Source organism: Drouetiella sp., assembly GCF_059504425.1.
In genome coordinates this window covers 60,071-82,020 of record NZ_JCACIN010000013.1, presented here as the reverse complement: position 1 = coordinate 82,020, position 21,950 = coordinate 60,071, and the positions used below count along the sequence as shown (strand labels likewise).

Sequence of the window (21,950 nt, the reverse complement as noted above, 5' to 3'; positions counted from 1 at the left end):
GAGGTGACCCACTCGCAGAAGCGTGACCAGAGGTCAGCGCTTTCGCGTCTTTGTAGAGTAGTTGTCATGATTAATTAGTGCTTTGTCGAGAAATGTATTTGGACAGGTATCTATGAGGTTCAATATAGGCGGTTTTGTTAAGGAATGTAAAGAGAAATAAGAACAGATTCACTAATGCAATTCATAGGTAATGCTTATGGTCAAAGTTGATACTGCAGGTTTTTGTGAGGAAGCCGACATTGACTAAAGGCGTAGCGCTAACCTAGAGGGATATGTAAGGTAACGATCGTACAGTTTCGAGCTAGATACCTGCATTAGGGTAAAGAAGCCGCACTTCTTGACCTGGTTGGGCATAGGAGATTAGGAAAGCTAATTTTTCGAGATGACGTCGCTTATGCAAGATCAACAGCAGACTCAAGAGCCGCCCCAAATGCCGTCCGTGTTGCAGAACTCAGTGGTGGTGTTCTCCAGGAATTACCTGCCTCTAGCGCGGGTTAACATTAGACGCGCTGTAACGCTATTGGTCAATGGTCAGGCAGAGTCGCTGGATTTTAGTAGCAGCAAAGTTTGGCAGGTTCGATCGCCCAACTTAATCCTGTATGTGCCCGAACATATCCGGTTGACTATGGGTAACCCTGAGCGGATTTGGAAAGTACCGCCTGTCAACCGTCGAGAGCTTTTGCGCCGAGACAATCACGTTTGTCAATACTGCGGCAGCGCCAAAAATCTGACGATCGATCATATTATTCCTCGATCCAAGGGTGGCTTGCATACTTGGGACAACGTGGTTACTGCCTGTGAAACCTGCAACAACAAGAAGAGCGATCGCCTCTTATTTGAGACGGGCATGGTTCTAAAGACAAAGCCCAAGGCTCCGATGCATCCAGCGATCGCTTTTGCAGAGCAGTTTTGGCGGGAGCAAGAGCAGTAGATATAGGCTCAAGTAGATCGCAAAGTCTCCGCTCTGGTTGTTCCACCAAGGATGTTGAGCAAACTGCTCATGAGCAATGGGACAAGCTGCTGAAGGTTATAGCGCTACGCGCTTGGATCCACATGAGTTATTTTTTGAGAGCCGCGCTCCGCGCGGCTCTCAAAAAATAACTCGTCCTAACTCAATTACGTAGGGCTATATCTACTGGGCGATCGCTAATATCTCTAAAAAATGGACAATGCCCTTCCGTGGTGCCATTGCTTAAGCCCCTACAGCAGATCAGTTGTGCAGATTATTTAATCCACGATCCTAAGAATGAGGAGAGGGAGGGATCGCTCCCTCTCCCCCCAACTTCATAGCGATCGAGCCTTACATTGCCATTGCATCAGGTCACAATCCTATTGCAGAGGGTCGCATTGGCATTGCAGCAACTTACATTACTATTGCATCAGGTCACAATGGCATTGTACCGGGTTGCAGTGGCATTGTACCGGGTGGCAGTGGCATTGTATTGGGTTGCAATGGCATTGTATTGGGTTGCAATGGCATTGCAGTCGCGCAACAAACTATAGGTGCATCGCATCCATTGATATGACGCAGAAACGCATTGAGGAACGGACATGAAGGCTTTAGTGACAGGGGCGACAGGATTTACCGGATCGCATCTGGTGAAGGCGCTCGTCCAGCGGGGCGATACGGTGGTGGCATGGGTGCGCCAGAGCAGCGACCTGAGCCGATTGCGGGGCTGCGAGGTTGAGCTAGCCTATGGGGATATTGGCGATCGCTCCGCCCTTGAAACCGCCATGCAGGGAGTTGATACCGTCTTCCATGCGGCTGCCTATGTCGAGTTAGGCATTGTGGATGCGGCAAAAATGCAGCAAGTTAACGTTGAGGGCACTCGTGCCGTGCTGGCAGCTGCCGAAGCCGCAAAGATTTCCAAGCTGGTTTATTGCAGTACGATCGGCGTGTATGGCGATACGCAGGGCAAGGTGATTGATGAAACCTTCCAGCGCACCCAGACAGGGTTTTCTTCGGCATACGATCGCACAAAGTATCTGGCACAACAGCTTGTCGATCAAGCTGCCGCTCAAGGTCTGCCCGTAGTGAGCGTTATGCCTGCTGGCATCTTTGGCTCCGACGACCCGCATTTTGGCAAAGTGCTGGATGCGTTTCTTCAGGGCAAGCTCAAAGTTTGGGCAGGGGGCGATCGGATTACGGGCTTTGTCCATGTCGATGATTTGGTAACGGCGATGCTGCTAACAGCCGAGAAAGCGCCCAATGGGTCACACTACATCATTTCGGCTGGGGAGCTTTCTACCCGTGAGATGTTCAATTTTTTGAGTCAGGAAACAGGTGTTCCTGTGCCGCTAGAAGCGCCAAAGCTCCTGGTGCGTCTGGCTGGAAATCTGCTAGAACCCCTCGGTCGTCTGTTCTCCTGGCAGCCGCCCATCAGCCGCGAACGGGTGCATTACATCTACGATCGCTGTGTGCGCATTGATGCCGCCAAGGCAAGACGCGAGCTAGGCTGGCAACCGCGATCGGTTGAGGATACCCTACGAGAGTCGTTGAAGCGGTAAATGAGGGGCCATACTGAAATTCGCAACTCAGTTAGTACATTTTGAGTACATTTTGAGTACAGTTAGGTACGGTGAATTCAGTCCTTAGCTCAAACTGCTCAGCTTTAGTATGGAGAAACGCATCTTAGGTTTAGATCCAGGACTGGCAATCTTGGGTTTTGGGGCGGTTTTGTGCAAAGCCTCTCAAGGACGTGAGCAGCCAGAAGTGGTGTCAACTTTGGACTTTGGGGTGATTCAGACCCCCGCCCATACCGCGACAGGCGATCGCCTTTGCATGATCTATGACGACCTGCATAGCCTTTTAGAGATCGTCAAGCCCGATCTGGTATCGATCGAGAAGCTGTTTTTCTACAAAATGGGGAACACGATCGCGGTGGCACAAGCGCGAGGCGTGGTGATGCTGGTGTTGGCGCAATATCGCGTCCCGTTTGTTGAATTTACGCCAGCCCAGGTAAAGCAGGCGCTGACGGGCTACGGCAATGCAGACAAAAAGGACGTGCAGGAAGCCGTCGCGCGTGAGCTAAATCTCCCTACGATTCCCCGACCTGACGATGCTGCTGATGCTTTGGCGATCGCGCTAGCGGCATGGTTTCAGTGTTAGGTTTTTAGGCTAAGTTTCAGACGAGGTGCTCAAAAAATTACAGCAACTGTGCAACGTTTTCGTAGAGTAATGCGATCGGGCACGAAAGATTAATACTAGAAAATTCGATCGTGTCTCCCGCTCGATAGACTTGCGGAATCCACAAGTTGTCATGGCGGTGGAACTGTTCAACTAAAATTTGGTTTTGATGAATCAGAACATATTCTTCAAGTTCTGCAATTGTTTTGTAATTAGCAAATTTCTCACCTCTATCGAAGGCTTCTGTTGAGTCGGATAGCACCTCAATAATCAGCTGAGGATGCAGAATAAAATCTTCGCTGGAGAGGCGATCGCGATCGTCGTAAGTGACGGCCAAATCAGGATAGTAGAAGAGATTGAGCGCAGGTAAGCGAACTTTCATGTCCGTGGCATAGGAAATACAGCCTGTACCGCGTAAATGATTGACAAACAGGGCGGAGAGGTTGCCTGTCACAATCACGTGTGCTTTGCTTGCACCTGCCATTGCCACGATTTGACCCTGAAGATATTCATGTTTAATGAGGCTAATCCGCTCAATTTCTAAATATTCTTCGGGTGTGAAGTAGGCATAGCTTTTACTAGCTGTCATTACCTGCGTTCCTGTTTTTTGTATAACTCAGAGCTTTTCTTGTAAGGATTTTAGGTATTCTTATGCTTATTCTAGCGACTAGTAGCAACTCAGAAGTAGACGAAGTAAACATCGTTTAATTCTCGCGCGATAATCTTGCGAGAATTAAACGATGTGCTTCATGCAAATTTATGTGCAGTCTCATACTAAATTGGTATTAACTCGCTCTAAAGCTTACTCCGAAAGTCAGAGCTATTATGCAAAATAATGGTTTATGGGCAGCGCTCCAGAGCTGGCATCTCCAGATATCATTTTCATCCCCGTAACGTCGATCATTAAATCTCGATCGCGTGAAAAACCGCTCTGATGATCGTTCACACCCAGAAAAGTCTTACGTTGCCATTGCAGTAAAACCGCTTCGTTGGCTGCTAACTTTTGTTTTCCAGGCGTTGACGGATCTTTGTCAGCAAAGGCATTGCGTAGCGCGTTCCCCAAACTGCCGCTCTGTTCACCCGCATTGAATAATTTCTTGGGTAAATCGATTGTCGTGAGATTGTTGTCAAAATCTAGACAAATCCGATCGCCCGCTTTAGCGTCAAACCTGATAATCCGATCGGTTGCTTTGGAAGTCGATTTTGCCAAAGCTTCGGCTTTTGTAGCACCCGCATAAATAAAGCGATCGTTGCCTGGAGTTCCGGTCAGGCGATCGGGTTGGGAGGTTCCCGTGAGTTTGTCGCTGCCCGTGAGTTTGTCCAGTTGCGTCTTACTGCGAGTGCCGCTGCTACCTCCACTAAGACCGACCGAGGCTTGAGGCTGCGAGGCGGATTGCGAGGTCTGCTGAACTGGGTGCTGAGCATCCGAAACAGATTCCGTTGCCATATAATCAGCTGCAAAGCTGACGCTGATCTGCTCAGGCTTGTCGCTCAGCGCAGCAATTTGTCCGCCTGTGCCCAGTCCAGAGTCGCTACCGTTGGGGTTATAGAACAGGTTGCCCGTAGCGCGACTGTAGCCAATCACCGCTGCGCTGGCAGCAACGTCTTCATCGCTGGCGGCTATGGCAAACGATCGCCCTGCCGTAAAGGTGTTGGGATCTAAGACAATTTGATCCTGTCCAGTTTCAAACTTCAAAGAATCTACACCCAAGTCTTCGGGCTTAAATTCATTCCAGGAGTCGAACAGATACACATCTTGACCTGCGCCGCCATCCAAAATGTCATTTCCTGCACCGCCCAAGAGGATGTCGTTCCCAGCGCTGCCCAAGAGGATGTCGTCACCATTGCCGCCTGCTAGACGATCGCTGCCCATGCCGCCCTCTAGGTTATCATTGCCGGATTCACCATGGAGGCGATCGTCCCCTAATCCTCCCTGCGCCTGATCATTGCCTGCCCCGCTCAGCAGCGTGTCGTTGTCGTCGGTGCCGTTGAGGATGTCATCCCCGATCGTCCCCCGCTGAAAGCTGCCGACCTGGATACCGGAAACTGGCTCATTCCACCAGCGATCGTGGGTATTGATGAAGTTCATCAAGGCATCGTATTTTGGCGAACTGACCTGATCGACTTTTTCTAACGCGCCCCAGCTGCCCCACTTGCTAGAAGCATAGACATCTACAAAGGGATTGAATAACGTGCCGCCAGCCTGCTTCCAGCCTTCGAGGAGCTGTTTATAAAGCTCTCCCATTTCGGGACGGCGATTCAGGTCTGTAAAAAATTGCGTCAGCTTGGAATCATTCTCTAGACCGCTAATGCCGACTAGATGCTGTCCACCTTCGTAAGCCACCAAATTTAGCCCATGCTTTTGGGCAACATCGGCGTGATATTTGAACCGATCGATCGCATCAGCCACAGAATCATGGGTGGGCAACAAACCGCCCGACTGTAACTGCTGGAAGGCTTTGCTAAATCCGCCGTCAGGTTCAGAAAGCCACGATCGCACCACGTCCACATTTTCGGGCGTACCCAGATCGCCGCCAAAGTAGCCCGTAATCGCATACTCATCCACCGACTTGTAGGCTGGCTCATTGCCCTCTGCCACCCAGGCAGGCGTGTTGAGCAGCGGTTCTTCCAGCCCTCTCCATGCCGACTGGGTACTCATCACCGAAACCACTCGATCTTGAGCATCGCCAAAGGTATCTTTCCAAATCTTTGACATTTGCGCCGTGCGCATTCCGTACCACTGCATCCAGCCGCCGCCACCCGCTAGGTCTTTGCCCCAGCGCTTTTCAGCCTGATCCTGCGCGTAGTGAGCCTGGGGAAATTGCCAGTTCCAAACCTCGTTGGAAAACTCGACATGGACTTTGAGGCTGGGATCAAGATGGTCACGCACATATGCTGCGAACTGCGCCATGTAATCATCTGTGGCGGCTACAGGCATATTAAACCAGGGAGAGGTTCCGGTTTCGTTGGCGAGTGCCACCATTATCTCTACAGGCATCCCTTTGTCAGTCCAGTTAATGTCGCTAGGTTTAGGGCGATCGCTCCAAACGCCTTGTCCAGTGCTGTTAGTGTGCATCCAGTCCATAAAGCGCAGCGTGCCAAAGGACTTGATATTGTCAACAAATTCTGGATTGAACTGTGCGCCCAGTTCTACGAGCGACAAGTCCTCTTCGTTGTAAATCCGAATGTTGCGGATGTAGTCTCCCGTTTTTTGAGGATCGGTTTCGGTAATCTTGAGATAAATACCGTTGCCTCTGCTGCTATCCACTTGCAGCACATCTCGACCCGTCACAGAGTCAGATTCTATTTTGGTAGCATCAAAGCTATAGTCAATCTTGCCTGTGCCTTCATACATCACCACATAGCGACCTGAGCGATGGACATTTGCCATATCTCGCGTCAGCAAAGTGGCGACCTTACTGTAGGCTGGAGCATCTGTAGTGTCGGACTTTGAGACGCTGGGAAGCGATCGCACCCACCCATCTTGATCAAGATCTAGGCGCTTCCCTTCATCGGTATCCCATTGAGTATCGCTTTGGGTAAACCAGCTCCGCGCAGTCTTAAATAGATCGATAAGCGGCAGTTGTGTAGAATAGTAAGTGACTTCTCCCAAACCAATTCCCAGGGACTTGTTCTTTGTAGAAGATTCCGACATGATGAAATTTCCTGGGTTAATTTTCTGAATGAGTAGGCAAATTTCGCTGTGCATCTAGCGCTCAGCGTCGATTTGCGAAATAGCGGCATTGGAATTTGTGGCAGAGAAGGCATCAGCTCTCTGCTGAGACTGAAAATTTTGGCGCTCATGCTTGTGCAAGCGAGCGAGGAGATGAGATACAGGGCGAACTGCGCTTACAGATAGAGGCTATTACTGTCGCCAATACGAATCATTCTTGGAGACAGAAGTAGACAAAAATCAAGACAAAATAAACCGCAACAGATCGTTCTTCCAGGATAAAAATATGATGTCTTAGCTACCTAAAAAGTCGTAGAATAAATTCATTCTGAGACTTTTCTGAAACTAAAAATATCTATAGGTAGATGCAGATGTAGGCAGATGCGAAGGAACGTTCTTCCTTGAAAATCTGAATTCAGAACGGGCTATTTCTGAATCGGCAATATTTCATAGAATCTACTGACTCATGCGCTTTTATTTCGATTCCATGAATCCATAGCTGTAATATATGAAATTCTGGTGAAGCCTCAATCCGTGCATCTGACGATTTCTACGATCGCACTCACCCCGTCAATTAGTTATTTGCCTCAGCAATTACCGAAAAGGGCAGCTATTCAGACATAGATGAATAAAAAAAGAGGATGATGAAAGCTCTGTGGAGCAAAGCTTTCATCATCCTCTAATTAAATTTAGAATACCGTCACAATGAACTGCGTGTATTCCGCAGATCTTCCGTCATCTCGTCAGAACTTTACTTTATACATCTGAAATAAATCGCCCTGCTGCTGCCTCACAATTTGGGCACCCGACGCTTTAATTAGCTTTTGCCAATCCTCCAGCGGCTCCAAAAACACCTCAGCGCTGAGGTAGGTTTCCAGAATTGCCCAATTTTCCGCCATTTCAGTATCAGGGGCGATCGCATCAAATACGAAAAATCCCTCAGGCTTGAGGACATGCTTAACGGCTGCCAGCACATCTGCCCAATAGCTGAGGGGATAGTAAAAACTGAAGCCCGTGGCAATCACCAAATCAAACAGATTCTTCTCATAGTTCAGTTCGTGGGCACCTGCGAGCTGAACGCCTTTGAATAGCTTGGAGTTGAGCTGAGAACCCCTGGAAGTCAGAAAATCACGGGCAACAGAGCTAATTTCTTGCCCATAAAATTGGGCTTCCCACTCTCGCCAAGGGTAGATCATAAAGCTGAACCCACAGCCCAAGTCGAGACATTTCTGCTGCTTTTTAGGTTTCGCCAAGTCCCAGAAAGGCGAGGCAATTTTGCTGGTAAGTGACCCAGCCATCCACTCTTGAAAGATCGGCATGGCTTCGACTTCGGGCGGCAGATTAAAGGATTCTTTGCGGTACTCTCGATTAAACCGCAGAGCAATGGCATCTAGCTGAGTTGCCCAGACGCTGGAGCGATCGCCCAAAAACTCCGATAGCTGCCTATCGCCCTGACCCTTATCCTTTGCCATCCCAATGTCCTTAAAATACGCTTCAATACTGCACGGGCTGCTTTTTGAAATATCACGCACCCGCTGTTGCTACTTTAGCCGATCGCGCCTTTCATCCGACTGAGCACCTGCCAAAGCTTGAGCACCGCCTCATGGACAGCGCTCAAGCTTGATGTAGCTCTTCACAAATAGCCTTCACAAATAGCCTGCGCAATTAGCCTTTCAGAGCTTTAGTGAAGTTTTGTCGATAAGGCTTAGAAAACATATAGATCGGCCAGAGTAGCGACAAATGAACTTTTCCCTGGCTAAAGTTAGTACGATTGAAGCCCGTCCAAAACTTCCAAGCTCCGCCCACATAGACTACAAGTGCAACAAGCCCTAGCAAAGATCCCATTTAAACCTCCCAACAAATTTTGACTCTAACGGCTCAATCTTTACTCTCAGTGTAAGTTAGCAAACTGAAGTGTTGCCATAGAACAGACGTTGCAATTGAAGCTTTGCTCTATGGATGCAGTTTTCAAAATGTATTTCTCAAAAAATACCTAAGTTAGCGTTTAAGCCTTGCAAATAAATATTAAGAATTTTTTTGAATCAAAGCAGCGATCGTCATACAGCTTTGAATCCGGTTTTGAAAGGATTGGGTTATTCAAGAGACGCTCCATGACCTTTTTAAAAAAATTAACCCCTCATTTGGAACACTGCTCACTACACGCGATCGAATATGAGACTAGATTAAAAGAAGCTGAAGTAAATCAGGCGCATCAGCGATTCTGGACAGTGATTTTGGGCATCGGCAAAAACGGAGTCGGGAAGGAGAATTTATGAGAGCAGTGTTAATGGCAGGCGGGTCAGGAACGAGGCTAAGACCGTTGACCTGTGATTTGCCCAAGCCCATGGTGCCGATTTTGAACCGTCCGATCGCCCAACATATTATCAATCTGCTGCGGCGGCACGGCATCACTGAGGTGATTGCAACGCTACACTACTTGCCTGACGCTATGCGGGACTATTTTCAGGACGGCAGTGAGTTTGGCGTACAGATGACCTACGCCGTCGAAGAAGATCAGCCCTTGGGTACGTCCGGCTGCGTCAGAAATGTGGCGGAGCTGCTGGATGACACTTTTGTGGTGATTAGCGGTGATAGCATTACCGACTTTGACCTAACTGCCGCTATTCGGTTTCACAAAGAAAAACAGTCGAAAGCCACGCTAATTCTTGCCTGTGTCCCTAATCCGATCGAGTTTGGCGTAGTAATCACCGATGAAAATCAGCGCATCCAGCGGTTTTTGGAAAAGCCCTCTAGCAGCGAAATTTTTTCGGATACGGTCAACACAGGCACCTATATTCTAGAGCCAGAGGTCTTGGATTATCTGAGTGCCGATCAGGAAAGCGACTTTTCAAAAGATCTCTTTCCGCTGCTGCTAGAAAAAGGCGAGCCGATGTATGGCTACGTGACGCAGGGCTACTGGTGCGATGTGGGTCATCTGGATACCTACCGCGAGGCGCAATATGCGGCGCTCTACCAGCGAGTCAAGCTAGACATGGATTATATGGAGCGATCGCCCGGTCTATGGGTCGGGCAAAACACCTACATCAATCCTTCGGCTCACCTGGAAACGCCCGCTTTGATTGGCAACAACTGCCGCATTGGGGCGCGAGTCCAAATCTCGGCGGGTACCGTCATTGGCGATAATGTCAGCATTGGAGCCGATGCCGATTTGAAGCGCCCGATTATTTGGAATGGCGTGATCGTAGGCGAAGAGTCTCAGCTCATTGCTTGCGTAGCGGCAAGAGGCACCCGAATCGATCGTCGGGCACAGGTGCTAGAAGGCGCAGTGGTTGGCTCCCTCTCGACCGTTGGGGAAGAGGCGCTCGTTACGCCCAATGTGCGAGTCTGGCCCAGCAAAAAGATCGATCCGGGAGCAACCCTAAATATGAATCTGATCTGGGGACACACCGCACACCGCAACTTATTTGGTCAGCGGGGAGTTTCGGGTCTGGCAAATGTAGACATTACGCCAGAGTTTGCCGTCCGGCTGGGAGGAGCTTATGGCTCAACGCTGAAGCCTGGTTCTCACGTCACCGTCTCCCGCGACCAGCGCCCGATCTCCCGCATGGTGACGCGATCGCTAATTGCAGGGCTAATGTCGGTAGGCATCAACGTCCAGCATTTGGAGGCGACCTCTATCCCGATCGCCCGGACTGCCGTGCCGACGCTGGCAGTCGCAGGAGGTATCCATGTGCGGGTTCACCCCGATCGCTCCGATCATTTGCTGATTGAGTTCTTTGATCAGAAAGGGATCAATCTTTCTAAGGCGCGGGAGAAGAAGATTGAAGGAGCTTACTTTAAAGAAGACTTCCGACGGGCGCAAATTCAGGAAATCGGCAACGTTGTCTATGTGCCGCAAGTCACCGATCTCTACAGCGCCAGCTTCGAGCGTCATCTCAACGCTGAGGCGATGCGGAGCAGCAAACCCAAAATCGTCATTGACTATGTTTACGCCTTGTCAGGGGCAGTCTTGCCGCAGCTGTTGGGCAAATTTGGCTGCGATGCCGTCGTGTTAAACGCTAGCCTTAGCCAAAACATTCCCTCTAATGCCGATCGCGAGGTGCTGCTGAGCCAGTTGGGGCATGTGGTGGAGGCGCTGAAAGCAAGTCTCGGAGTCCAAGTTTCCGCCAACGGAGAGCAGCTCATTCTAGTCGATGAGTCGGGCAGTGCCATTCGGGGCGAAATGCTGACGGCGCTCATGGCGCACATGATGCTGATGGAGTATCCCAGAGGCATGGTGGTAGTGCCCGTCAATGCCTCTAGCGCTGTTGAGCAAATTGCTCGGCGGCACGACAGCAGCGTCATTCGCACCAAAGCCAACCCCACGGCGCTCATGGAGGCTTGCCACACCAACGCCAACGTTGTGCTAGGGGGCAGCGGCGAAATGGGATTTATCTTTCCGCAAATTCACCCCGGCTTTGATGCCATGTTTTGCATCGGTAAGCTCATTGAAATGCTGTCGCTGCAAGATCGCGATCGCTTCAATATGCCCCGCACCTTGGGTCAAATTCGCTCTGAGCTGCCGCGTGTCTCGCATCGAACGCTGACGGTTCGCTGTCCTTGGGCAGTCAAGGGGGCGCTGATGCGACACCTAGTGGAAAATAACCCGGTCGAAAATCTGGATCTCACGGATGGCGTCAAGATCTTCAACTCTCAGCACGATAGCTGGGTGCTGCTGTTGCCCGATGCTGGAGAACCGCTGGTTCATCTCTATGCCGATAGCCACGATCGCGGCTGGGTAGACGAGACGCTGCGAGAGTATCGATCGTTTGTGCAAGATTTTGTCGATCGCGATCATGGCTTAGACGAGAGCCAAATGCAGATGGAGTAGGCGATGGCTGTCCGGCTAAGGTTTGGACTAGCTTCAATACTTCATGTTAAAATAATACATATTTACTACTCAAGTCGCCGTCTGAAATTTGCGGCGATCGCGCTCTAGAATTTATCTAAAAATCTAGGAGTGCAGCTACACTAAGAAACTTAATTAGCGAAATTAGCGAAACTTAATTAGGAAGCCATTGCGCTGAACCCACCTGGAGATATCTTATGAACAACTGCATTTTGATGGCTGAAGTCATTCAAGATCCTCAGCTCCGCTATACGCCTGACAACCAAACGCCAATTGCCGAAATTGTTGTTCAGTTTCCCGGCATACGCGATGAAGATCCGCCCTCAACGCTCAAGGTCGTGGGCTGGGGCAACCTGGCGCAGGAAATTCAGGAAAAATATCATGTGGGCGATCGCGTCATCGTTGAGGGTCGGCTCAACATGAATCGGATCGATCGTCCAGAGGGTTTTAAGGAAACTAGGGCTGAACTGACGGCACAGCGAATTCATCTGATTGGTGCAGATTCTAGCCTAACGACTTCTGCCGTCACTCCTGCCTCTACGAGCGCTTCTAGCCCTGCCCCAACGGGAACTACCTTCACGCCCAGCGCCGCCCCGACCAGCGTGGCGAAAACCAAGCCTGCTGCCAAACCTATGGGTGCTCCCGCCTCAGAGCCAGCCAAATCGCCTGCCTACTCAGGTTCAAAGCCTAGCGCTGACCAGGTGGATTACGACGACATTCCTTTCTAAATCTAGTGTTTAAAAAGTAGCGAAACCTCTAGATGTAGAGTAGGATCGCATTCTCATAAGGTTTTAGCCTCTAGCGGTGGATCATGATAGCTGTCTTGCAAGCCTCTGGCTTCAGGCAAACCTGTCAGACTGCGTTGGCTATACCGTCACACTCTACATCCGTGAAACCGAGGCATCACTCATGGTTCAAGATCTCGAACGTACTCGCCTAAACGACTCACCTAGCCCGTCTCCCGCAAACCCTTTTCCAGAATCAGCTCCTGCTGCCAACCCCGTATTTTTTAGAACTTACAGCCGTCGTGGAGAAAAGGCGGCGAACGTTCGAGAAACTTGGGAGGAGGTGTGCGATCGCACTCTGCGCGGCGTGGTCGAGCTAGGCAACCTGACGCCCCAGGAAGCCGAATTAGTCTCTCGAATGCAGCGACAGCTCAAAAGTCTGCCGTCGGGTCGCTGGCTTTGGGTGGGCGGCACAGACTGGATCGCCAAGCCCGAAAACTTCTCTGGTTCCTACAATTGCACCAGCACCAACGTGGTGGACTGGCGTGCCTTTGGTCTGATGATGGATCTGGCAATGATGGGCTGCGGTACTGGAGCCGTGCTGGAACCCAAGTATATTGATCAGCTCCCGGTCATTCGCAATCGCCTAACGGTAGAAGTGACAGGTGCGATCGGCTCTGCATCTCCAGAGCTGCGTCGAGACACAACTGAGGTCAGCTTTGCCGCAAATCAGGCAACGATTCAGGTCGGAGATAGCCGCAGGGGTTGGGTCAAGTCCTACCAGACTTTACTAGAGCTTTCGACAGACGATCGCTTTTCTGGAGAAGTGCAGGTCTTAATCGATCTGAGCCAGGTGCGTCCCGCAGGAGAGCGACTTAAGGGCTTTGGCGGCGTGGCAAATCCGGTACGTCTGCCCCAGCTCTACGAGCGCTGTGCCGCAATTTTAAACAAAACGATCGGGCGCAAGCTAAATGCGATCGAGTGCTGCTTGTTGATTGACGAAGCGGCAGCTTGCGTAGTGGCCGGAAACATTCGCCGCAGTGCCGGAATGCGACAGTTTGACAGCGAAGACCAAACGGCAACGACCGCAAAAGATAACCTCTGGCAGCAGGATGCGGCAGGCAATTGGAGCATTGACCCCGAACGAGACGTGCTGCGGATGGCAAACCACACGCGCGTTTTTCACCACAAGCCAACGCTGCAAGAATGCACGGATGCCGTGCGGAAGCAGTTTTACTCAGGCGAAGGAGCAATTCAGTGGGCAGGAGAGGCGATCGCCCGTTCCAATGGCGATTTGCTCACCAGTTCAGCTCTAAAGACAGATTTTCTGCAAGCCTACGGGCAGGGCAAAGGCAAGCAGTGGCTAAAGGCTCACTCGCCCCAAATATCTGACCAAGAGCTAGAGCATCGGCTAGGACGCTATGGGCTAAATCCCTGCGGCGAAATCCTCGGAGAGAACTTCCACTGCAACCTGTCTGAAGTGCATCTGAATCAGCTTGATCCACTTAACTTCAAGGAGCAGGAGGAGGCATTCACGGCGGGGGCGCTCTCAGTTGCCGGGTTGCTGAACCACCAGTTTGGTGAGCCTCGCTATCAGGAGTCGCGTCTGCTCGACCCGATCGTCGGCGTGTCCTTCACCGGACTCTTTGATTTCTTCGTTCATGCCTTTGGCGCTGAGTGGCTGCGCTGGTGGGAAGAAGGTCGTCCAGATACGGTTACAGGGCTGCAATTCAAACAAAAAGAGCAGGAATACCTCAGCCGCTGGAAAGCAACCGTGCATCGTGTGGTTTGGGAATATTGCGATCGCCACAACCTGCGTCGCCCCAATCGCTGCACTACCGTTCAGCCTGCCGGAACCAAGAGTCTGCTGACGGGTGCAAGTCCAGGCTGGCATCCGCCCAAGGCTCAGCGCTTCCTGCGTCGCATCACCTTCCGCAAAAACGATCCGGTGGCGATGGCTTGCTACGACTACGGCTATCGGCTGATTCCCTCTCAGTCGGATAAAGACGAGAACGGTCGATTGCTGGATGATGCCTTTGATCCGCGCTGCACCGAGTGGCTGGTAGAAATTCCGGTAGAAGTTTCCTGGGCGAACCTGCCGGAAGCTGACCAAATTGATATTTCCAAATTCTCGGCGCTAGCTCAGGCAGATTTCTATATGCAGGTGCAGAAGCACTACACGGCTCACAACACCTCGGCAACGATCGAGCTGCGGGAAAACGAAATTGACGGGCTGGCGGCTCGGCTACATCAGGCGATTCAATCCGATGAGGGCTATATCTCAGCCGCTCTGCTGGCTCGGTTCGACGATTTGCAAACCTTCCCTCGCCTACCGTTTGAGCCAATTTCTAAAGTAGAGTACGAGCAGTTTTCCCAAGAGGTGCTGATGCGCCGCCGCACGGATGATTTCCATCAGGTTCTCAGCCGCTACGACTCAGGTGAAATGTTTGAGGCGGGTCCGGCGGGTTGCGACAGCGACAAGTGCATGCTGCCAGAGAAGAAAGGGTAAGCGAGATCTAGGCGCTAAGGATTCAGGTGCTAAGGATTCAGGTGCTAGGATCAGAGCGATCGCCCTATACACGCTATAAAAAGGAGCTTCGGAATGTTTTTGGATGAGCTAACGCCCGTATTTAGAGAGTTAGTCGGACACCCTGTAGCGTTCTTGGGAGGTGTCGTTTCTGGGCTTCTACGCCTTAATTTATCCGAAGATCCGGTCAGGAGTTGGCTGGATCATCAATCTGGTTCGCGATCGTACTCCTCGACTTCGAGCGGAGCGACCAACGGCAAGAATGGCCCTCAGTCCATCTCAATCGATTAATTTAGCGCCAATAGATGGGCTTTGACATGGGGCTGAACGAGTTCAGCCCCATGTTTACGCTGAGCCTGCTGTACAAATTTGTCAAACCAAACCTTTTCAAACTTGTCCTGCTCAAAATTTCCATGCATCGTCTTGCTCAAAGGCTGCATTTAGCAATTCATCTTGCCATCCTTCTACCTGAAGGCGTAGCCGTAGGGCAGGATCTTGCGATGAGGTTGCAGATTGGTAGAGTTTGCCAATTGATCGCTGGTAATCGGCGATCGCGCAGTTCCAGTCTCCTCGCAGGTGATAGGTGCGTCCACGTTCGGCAAAGATATGACCTTCTAAGCGGCTCAGGCAAAGGGCTAGATCGAAGCTCTCTAGGGCGCGATCGTACATTTCTAGCTCTCGGAAGGTGATGCCCTGATTGATCCAGGCGCGCACATTAGCAGGATTAAGATCCAGCGCGATGTCGTAGTCCAGGATGGCTTCTAAATATTGCCCCTGGGATGCGTAGTAGTTGGCGCGGTTGTTGTAGGCACTATCCAGACGAGGGTTTAGCTCAATGGCGCGGTTGTAGTCGGCGATCGCTTCCTCGAACAGCCCGCTTTGAGCGTAAATTAATCCTCGATTGCTGTGATCAATGGCGCTCTTGGGGTTGCGGATTAACAGTTCGCTAAATAAAGCGATGGCTTCTGCGATGCTGCCCTGCTGAGCTAGCGATAGAGCCTGCTGCCGAATCACTGTGTCATACTCAACTGAGCTGAGCTGGCAATCTGAAGACAGGCGATCGATAGCTTTTAGAGGCTTAGATTGCCACCGTTTTTGCGGCTGACTGCCGGAATGCTGAGACTTTGAGGCAGCGCGGCGATTGGTTCTTTTGCTGGGGTCAATGAAAGAGCGAGTGTTCATGATCGTCCTTACAGTATCTACACCCCATGGGGGCTTTTGCTTGCGACGCGCTGACTTAAAGTGTTTGTAACCTAGGGTGTCTGTAACTCAAGGTGTCAGGGACTCAAGGTATCAGGAACTCAAGGTATCAGGAACTCAAGGTGTCAGGCGTTCTACTTTTTGCTATCTCTGGCTATATGTCACTTAATAAGGTGTCTGAATGGAAAATGTTAGGTTGAAAGTACTGAAAAAACCGGGAGAAGGTGAAGGAATTTTTTTGGCGGTTCGATGCTTCCCAAAAGGCGATCGCTCTACAGACAAGCGAGTTGCAGAGTTATTTCGTTTACTAATGCCAACCTCAACCTGTTTCAGTAGTATTGCGGAAAAACTCTGCGGAGTTCATGAATTTCCTGGAGAATGTGAAGAGATATTGATTAAGGCGAGATGAATTTTCAAAAGCTTGCTGAAAACTGCTTTTTCAGGTAAGTGCATTCGTGGCTCAGGCCAATATCTCATCTCTTTTGGCTCATCCATCAGAGATTTTGTAGGGTCTGCCATCTATCTGATTAAATGAGCTTATTTCACAAAACTTTATTATTCATGCTCTGTACCTTATACTGCACAAGGGTGACTGCGTAAAGGAGTGGAAATATCATGGTGTCGGAGGCAATAAAGCCCCTGACTGTGCCGAGAGAATTCTTGGGTCCGCCAGGTAGCCTAAACCCAACCCTGCTGCTGTTCTTGACGGCAGTTGCAATGGCGATTGCATCGACGGTGGGATACTGGCTGTGGAATTTACCGGGATGGTTCTGTTTTTGCATTAACACGATCGCTTTGCATATCGTCGGCACCGTAATCCACGATGCCTCACACAATGTGGCGCATCGTAATCGGGTGATGAATGCTGTTTTGGGGCATGGCAGCGCTCTGATGCTGGGCTTTGCGTATCCTGTGTTTACGCGGGTACACATGCAGCATCATGCAAACGTCAATGACCCAGACAATGATCCCGACCATTTTGTCTCAACCTATGGGCCTCTATGGCTGATCGCGCCTCGTTTCTTTTACCACGAGGTGTTTTTCTTCAAGCGGAAGCTGTGGCGTAAGTTTGAACTGCTGGAGTGGTTTTTGAGCCGATTGGTGTTTGCGACTATCGTCTTTCTAGCGATTCGCTATGACTTTGTAGACTTTTTGTTTAATTACTGGTTCTCTCCAGCGCTGGTTGTAGGTTTGGCGCTCGGTCTATTTTTCGACTACTTTCCGCATCGTCCCTTTCAAGAGCGCGATCGCTGGAAGAATGCCCGCGTCTATCCCAATCCTGTTTTGAATGTGCTGATTATGGGGCAGAACTACCATCTGATTCATCATCTTTGGCCTTCAATTCCTTGGTATAAGTACCAGCCTGCTTATGAGGCCACTCGTCCTTTGCTAGATGCTAAGGGTTGTCATCAGTCGCTAGGGGTTTTTCAGGGCAAAGCTTTCTGGAGTTTTGTCTACGATATTTTCTTAGGCATTCGCTTTCACGGTCATCACTCTGGTGATTCGCCGGGTGATCAAACAGACCAGCCGGAAGTTTAGAAGGGCGATCGACAAAGGTTTTGATGGGTGGGCAATGTCCACCCTTTTTTATGAAAACTTTGGGCAATCACCGCCCTAAATGGCTATCTGCAATAATTGGGATAGCTGGTATTGCTGGTTTTATGTATGAATTTTTTTGAAAGGGGCGCTCCGCGCCCCTTTCAAAAAAATTCATACATAAAACCAGCAACGCCAGATAGCTGACTCGGTACTCGTCTAGAGCTAAATCATGTACGACACCTACGACAAAGATTTTTATCGCTGGACGCGGGAGCAGTCTCTGTTTCTAGGAAATCGAGACTGGGAGTCATTAGACGTTGAGCATTTGATTGAGGAAATAGCCAGTTTGGGCAAGCAGCAGGAGAGAGAATTGGAGTCCCGGCTGCGGATTCTTCTGGCTCATTTGCTCAAGTGGCAGTTTCAACCCGATCGCCAGAGCAATAGCTGGAGAGCCACAATTCGGGAGCAGCGTAGCGCGATCGCCAGACATCTACAGGAAAATCCCAGCCTGAAGCCTTACTTACCAAAAGCTTTTACCCTGGGTTTTGAGTACGGCTTAGATTTGGCGGTCAGAGAAACCAACCTGAGCTATGACACATTCCCCTCAGAGTGTCCCTATTCTCTGGAACAGGTTTTGGATAGCAGTTTCCTGCCCTAGAGTGGTTCTGTCTCCGAGAGAAAACGTTGGGTCGCGGTCCATCATCATCCTTGCACTGACCATCATCATTGCACTGACAATGAGCCTACTCCTGAATCACGGACTTCGATGCTACAGAGATCCCAACTAGATCTTGAAAGTGATAATTGTCCCACAAGCTGGCAAAGTCTGAATCAGTCTTTACTCTGGTCTTATACCTGGGGTAATACGCAATCGAAATTTTTAGATTCTCTAATGCCAGATCGGGCTGATCATGAAGCAGATAGTAATACGCCTTGCCATAATAGCCGTTGCCATAATCTGGTTTAATTTCAATGCTCTTATTGAGTTCAGCGATCGCCTCTTCATATCTTTTCAGTTTGAGCAAGACGTATCCTCTGTGATTACGGGCACGATAGAAGCTGGGTTGATTGGCAATTAATCGATCGTATATTTCTAGGGCTTCAGCATATTGCCCCTGAATGTGTAGCAGGTAGCCCCGTTCAAACCACATGAGGGAATCGTCGGGTTTCAATGCCATGGCTCTCGTGCTGGCTGCCAATGCCTGCGGATATTGCCTGAGCCTGCGCAACGCCTTAGTCTTTCCATGCCATGCTGCAAATAAATCGTCAACATCAACGAGGGTTTTACCGATCGCCTGATCGTAGGCATGAATTGCTTCTGCATAGCGCCCTGCAAAGAATAAAGCATCTCCCTCTCGCACAAAGTCATTGATGCACAGATCTAGACTCGAACTTTTCGACTTCAAGTGATCCAACTGCTCCGTTAGCGTTTCAATTTTCCGTTTCTTTTCGTCAGAGAGTTCGTCTTTTGAAGTGGCGACGAGAGTAATGCTAGTGATTTGCTGAAAGATGCGGTCTTTTTCTCGCTCTACTTCTGTTGCAGCGCTTTTAAGCGCTTCTAGCTGAGTTTCAAATTCGGTTTTTAGCTGATCGATTTCTGCCTGAAATTCACTAGCTTGCTGCTGCACTTGTCTAGTCACAGCTAGGGACTCCTGCCCCAACTCAAGCATTTGTTTCTGAATAATGAGCGTCTGCTGCTTTAACTCTGCCTGTACCTGAGCTTCAATTTCTTTTCGGATCTGCTCGTCCATTTCTTCGCGTAGCTGTTGAATAGCTCTTTGACGAGAGAGATATAGCAGCACCGTGGCAATGATGGGCAGCACTGTCAAAATTGCCAGCAGGACATTGAGCAAAGCTGTAGTGTGATTGAAAGCGCGATCGACTTCTTCCTGAACCACCTTGCGCATTTGCAACTCTTGCTGCAAGTCCTGCATCCGGTTCGCTTCCTGTAGGCGTTGCGGCTGCTCTTGAGTCGAGGGAAGAGTTACCTGGGATACAAGCTGAGATGGGCTGCCCTGCGCGACAACCGCCGGAAACCCAATCCAACTAGCTGCGACGATGCCAATCAGTCCAGACCCTATATGAACATGTCTTCTCATGTACAACCCGCCCATCATGTACAACCTGCCCATCTTCGATGCGTAAGCTGATTTTAGTGCGATCGCTCCTATTGAGTGCCCGTTGTCGCAGGATCGGCTAGAGCTTTATCCCTCTTTTAGACCTGTCACTTAGAGTGTCTAGAGTTACACTGGATTTAGAGCTGTTGTTTCGTCAGACTCGCCCGACAGAATGGGTAGTTTGGCTGAAGACAATGCGCCGAGCTGTAGCAGATTGCAAAAGGCGACAGAGAGAATATGAAGCAGGCTGAGGGTAAAGTTTTGATGGGTACGCTGAATAAAAAGGGGAAGCGCCCCCTGAAAAGCTCCCTGGTGACTGGAACGGTGACGGCAGTTTGGCTGATGCTCCAGGCTACGCTGATCAGTCCGCCCAGCGTGGCGCAAACTTCGTCTCGTGAGGGCGGGCTGACCTATAGTTCGCTGGTTGAAAAGATTGAGGCGGGAGAAGTTGCGAAGGTGGCGATCGACCCGGTGCGGGGAGTCGCAGAGGTGCGGCTGAAGAACCAGGCGAAGGACAGCGCCACCCAAGAAGTTGTTTTGTTTGGCGACAGCAATCCTGAATTAGTTGAGGCTGCCCGTAACAACAATGTCGATCTGGAAGTGCAGCCCTCGACTGATGGCGGCACGGTGGCTTGGCTGATTACCCACGGTCTGCTGGCGTTTGTGCTGCTGATGGCGCTGCTGATGTTCTTGCGGCGAACGAATAATTCTTCGGGTCAGGCAATGAGCTTTGGCAAATCGAAGGCACGTTTTCAAATGGAAGCCAAAACAGGCGTGATGTTTGATGATGTTGCCGGAATTGAAGAAGCTAAGGAAGAGCTGCAAGAGGTCGTTACCTTCTTGAAGAAGCCGGAGCGATTTACGGCTGTAGGGGCGAAGATTCCTAAGGGCGTGCTCTTGGTGGGACCTCCAGGTACAGGAAAAACCATGTTGGCTAAGGCGATCGCCGGAGAGGCGGGTGTCCCTTTCTTCAGCATTTCCGGCTCCGAATTTGTGGAAATGTTTGTCGGAGTAGGTGCCTCGCGGGTGCGCGACCTGTTCAAAAAGGCAAAAGAGAACGCGCCCTGCATTATTTTTATCGATGAAATTGACGCGGTGGGGCGGCAGCGCGGTACGGGGATTGGTGGCGGCAACGACGAGCGAGAGCAGACTCTGAACCAGCTCTTGACCGAAATGGATGGCTTTGAAGGCAATGCCGGAATCATCATCATTGCAGCAACCAACCGTCCAGATGTCTTGGATTCGGCGCTGCTGCGTCCGGGTCGATTCGATCGGCAGGTGCAGGTCGATCTGCCCACCTATAAGGGTCGCTTGGGTATCCTGGAAGTTCATGCTCGCAACAAGAAGCTTGATCCCAGTGTGTCTTTAGAGACGATCGCCCGCCGTACGCCCGGTTTTTCGGGTGCTGAGCTAGCTAATATGCTCAACGAGGCGGCAATCTTAACGGCACGTCGGCGCAAGGAAGCTGTGACTCCGCTAGAAATTGATGATGCGATCGATCGCGTCACTACGGGCATGACCCTAACACCGCTCCTAGACAGCAAGAAGAAGCGGCTGATTGCCTACCATGAGGTCGGTCATGCCCTGCTGATGACGCTGCTCAAAAACTCTGACCCGCTCAATAAGGTGACGATCATTCCGCGATCGGGCGGCATTGGAGGCTTTGCGCAGCAGACCTTTAACGAAGAGATGATTGATAGCGGTCTGTACACCCGCTCCTGGCTGCTCGATCGCATCACGATCGCGCTGGGCGGACGCGCCGCCGAGGAAGAAGTGTTTGGCGATGCCGAGATTACGGTGGGAGCTAGCAACGATATTCAAGTGGTGGCAAACCTAGCGCGGGAAATGGTGACGCGCTACGGTATGTCTGAGCTAGGACCTTTCGCTCTAGAAAGCGGCAATAGCGAGGTGTTCTTGGGGCGTGACTGGATGGCGCGGGTGGAATATTCTGAAGAAGTTGCGACCCAAATTGACCATCAGGTGAGAGCGATCGCCGTTCGCTGCTATGGCGAGTCTCGTCGTATCATCCGCGAGAACCGGGAGCTAATGGATCAGCTAGTCGAGATGCTGCTGGAGCAGGAAACGATCGAGGGTGAGCAGTTCCGTCAAATTGTGGGACAACACACGACCTTGCCTGAGAAACAGCTGATGGCAGCGCAGGTTTCCTGATCTTTACAGCAACCGTCAAAGCAG

19 protein-coding genes are annotated in these 21,950 nt (G+C 50.6%); 11 read left to right on the top strand and 8 right to left on the bottom strand.

Annotated elements, in window-relative coordinates; all coding sequences use genetic code 11:
- The first annotated feature begins 394 nt into the window (after positions 1-394).
- A complete protein-coding gene (locus AC5JMP_RS02945) occupies positions 395-931 on the top strand; it encodes an HNH endonuclease (RefSeq protein WP_495849929.1) in 537 nt (178 codons plus the stop codon).
- Between the two features lie 448 nt (positions 932-1,379).
- Here AC5JMP_RS02945 and AC5JMP_RS02940 read toward each other — a convergent pair whose 3' ends face one another.
- Positions 1,380-1,553 (bottom strand): hypothetical protein, encoded by a 174-nt coding sequence (locus AC5JMP_RS02940; RefSeq protein ID WP_495849928.1) that lies wholly within the window; start codon positions 1,551-1,553, stop codon positions 1,380-1,382.
- Between AC5JMP_RS02940 and AC5JMP_RS02935 the strand changes: the two genes are divergently transcribed.
- Positions 1,552-2,508 (top strand): NAD-dependent epimerase/dehydratase family protein, encoded by a 957-nt coding sequence (locus tag AC5JMP_RS02935; protein WP_495849927.1) that lies wholly within the window; start codon positions 1,552-1,554, stop codon positions 2,506-2,508. The two genes, AC5JMP_RS02940 and AC5JMP_RS02935, sit on opposite strands and share 2 nt — an antisense overlap.
- A 109-nt stretch (positions 2,509-2,617) precedes the next feature.
- Entirely contained in the window at positions 2,618-3,109 is a 492-nt protein-coding gene (ruvC, locus tag AC5JMP_RS02930; protein ID WP_495849926.1) for a crossover junction endodeoxyribonuclease RuvC, read from the top strand.
- A gap of 37 nt (positions 3,110-3,146) precedes the next feature.
- Here the strand turns inward: ruvC and AC5JMP_RS02925 are convergent, their stop codons facing one another.
- The 4 genes from AC5JMP_RS02925 to AC5JMP_RS02910 form a co-directional block, all read right to left on the bottom strand.
- Positions 3,147-3,716 carry a Uma2 family endonuclease gene (locus AC5JMP_RS02925; RefSeq protein ID WP_495849925.1) on the bottom strand — a complete coding sequence of 190 codons (570 nt, stop codon included), beginning with the start codon at positions 3,714-3,716 and terminating at the stop codon, positions 3,147-3,149.
- Positions 3,717-3,950: 234 nt separating this feature from the next.
- On the bottom strand, positions 3,951-6,782 hold the full coding sequence (locus AC5JMP_RS02920; RefSeq protein WP_495849924.1) for a bluetail domain-containing putative surface protein: 2,832 nt from the start codon (positions 6,780-6,782) through the stop codon (positions 3,951-3,953).
- 761 nt (positions 6,783-7,543) lie between these two features.
- Entirely contained in the window at positions 7,544-8,272 is a 729-nt protein-coding gene (locus AC5JMP_RS02915; RefSeq protein ID WP_495849923.1) for a class I SAM-dependent methyltransferase, read from the bottom strand.
- Positions 8,273-8,465: 193 nt separating this feature from the next.
- On the bottom strand, positions 8,466-8,645 hold the full coding sequence (locus AC5JMP_RS02910) for a hypothetical protein (RefSeq protein ID WP_495849922.1): 180 nt from the start codon (positions 8,643-8,645) through the stop codon (positions 8,466-8,468).
- 266 nt (positions 8,646-8,911) lie between these two features.
- On the opposite strand from AC5JMP_RS02910, the gene AC5JMP_RS02905 reads away from it, so the two are divergent.
- From AC5JMP_RS02905 to AC5JMP_RS02885, 5 genes are all read left to right on the top strand, one after another.
- Positions 8,912-9,076, top strand: a complete 165-nt coding sequence (locus AC5JMP_RS02905) for a hypothetical protein (protein ID WP_495849921.1) — start codon at positions 8,912-8,914, stop codon at positions 9,074-9,076.
- Entirely contained in the window at positions 9,073-11,631 is a 2,559-nt protein-coding gene (locus tag AC5JMP_RS02900) for a mannose-1-phosphate guanyltransferase (RefSeq protein ID WP_495849920.1), read from the top strand. The genes AC5JMP_RS02905 and AC5JMP_RS02900 overlap by 4 nt, the downstream gene beginning before the upstream one ends.
- 215 nt (positions 11,632-11,846) lie before the next feature.
- Positions 11,847-12,377, top strand: coding sequence for a single-stranded DNA-binding protein (locus tag AC5JMP_RS02895; protein ID WP_495849919.1), 531 nt, complete (start codon positions 11,847-11,849; stop codon positions 12,375-12,377).
- A gap of 181 nt (positions 12,378-12,558) precedes the next feature.
- Entirely contained in the window at positions 12,559-14,883 is a 2,325-nt protein-coding gene (gene nrdJ / locus AC5JMP_RS02890; RefSeq protein WP_495849935.1) for a ribonucleoside-triphosphate reductase, adenosylcobalamin-dependent, read from the top strand.
- A gap of 93 nt (positions 14,884-14,976) precedes the next feature.
- Entirely contained in the window at positions 14,977-15,192 is a 216-nt protein-coding gene (locus tag AC5JMP_RS02885; RefSeq protein WP_495849918.1) for a ssl0294 family protein, read from the top strand.
- On the opposite strand, the gene AC5JMP_RS02880 is transcribed toward AC5JMP_RS02885, so the two are convergent.
- A complete protein-coding gene (locus AC5JMP_RS02880; protein ID WP_495849917.1) occupies positions 15,189-15,320 on the bottom strand; it encodes a hypothetical protein in 132 nt (43 codons plus the stop codon). The genes AC5JMP_RS02885 and AC5JMP_RS02880 overlap by 4 nt on opposite strands.
- Positions 15,304-16,083, bottom strand: coding sequence for a tetratricopeptide repeat protein (locus tag AC5JMP_RS02875; protein ID WP_495849916.1), 780 nt, complete (start codon positions 16,081-16,083; stop codon positions 15,304-15,306). The genes AC5JMP_RS02880 and AC5JMP_RS02875 overlap by 17 nt, the downstream gene beginning before the upstream one ends.
- Positions 16,084-16,719: 636 nt before the next feature.
- Here AC5JMP_RS02875 and crtR point away from each other — a divergent pair.
- Together crtR and AC5JMP_RS02865 are read left to right on the top strand one after the other, a co-directional pair.
- A complete protein-coding gene (gene crtR / locus AC5JMP_RS02870) occupies positions 16,720-17,640 on the top strand; it encodes a beta-carotene hydroxylase (RefSeq protein ID WP_495849934.1) in 921 nt (306 codons plus the stop codon).
- A gap of 229 nt (positions 17,641-17,869) precedes the next feature.
- Positions 17,870-18,298: a DUF29 domain-containing protein gene (locus AC5JMP_RS02865; protein WP_495849915.1), complete on the top strand. Its 429-nt coding sequence runs from the start codon at positions 17,870-17,872 to the stop codon at positions 18,296-18,298.
- 85 nt (positions 18,299-18,383) lie between these two features.
- Here the strand turns inward: AC5JMP_RS02865 and AC5JMP_RS02860 are convergent, their stop codons facing one another.
- A complete protein-coding gene (locus AC5JMP_RS02860; protein WP_495849914.1) occupies positions 18,384-19,739 on the bottom strand; it encodes a tetratricopeptide repeat protein in 1,356 nt (451 codons plus the stop codon).
- A 255-nt stretch (positions 19,740-19,994) separates the two neighbouring features.
- On the opposite strand from AC5JMP_RS02860, the gene ftsH reads away from it, so the two are divergent.
- Positions 19,995-21,926 carry an ATP-dependent zinc metalloprotease FtsH gene (gene ftsH, locus AC5JMP_RS02855; RefSeq protein WP_495849913.1) on the top strand — a complete coding sequence of 644 codons (1,932 nt, stop codon included), beginning with the start codon at positions 19,995-19,997 and terminating at the stop codon, positions 21,924-21,926.
- Positions 21,927-21,950 lie beyond the last annotated feature (24 nt).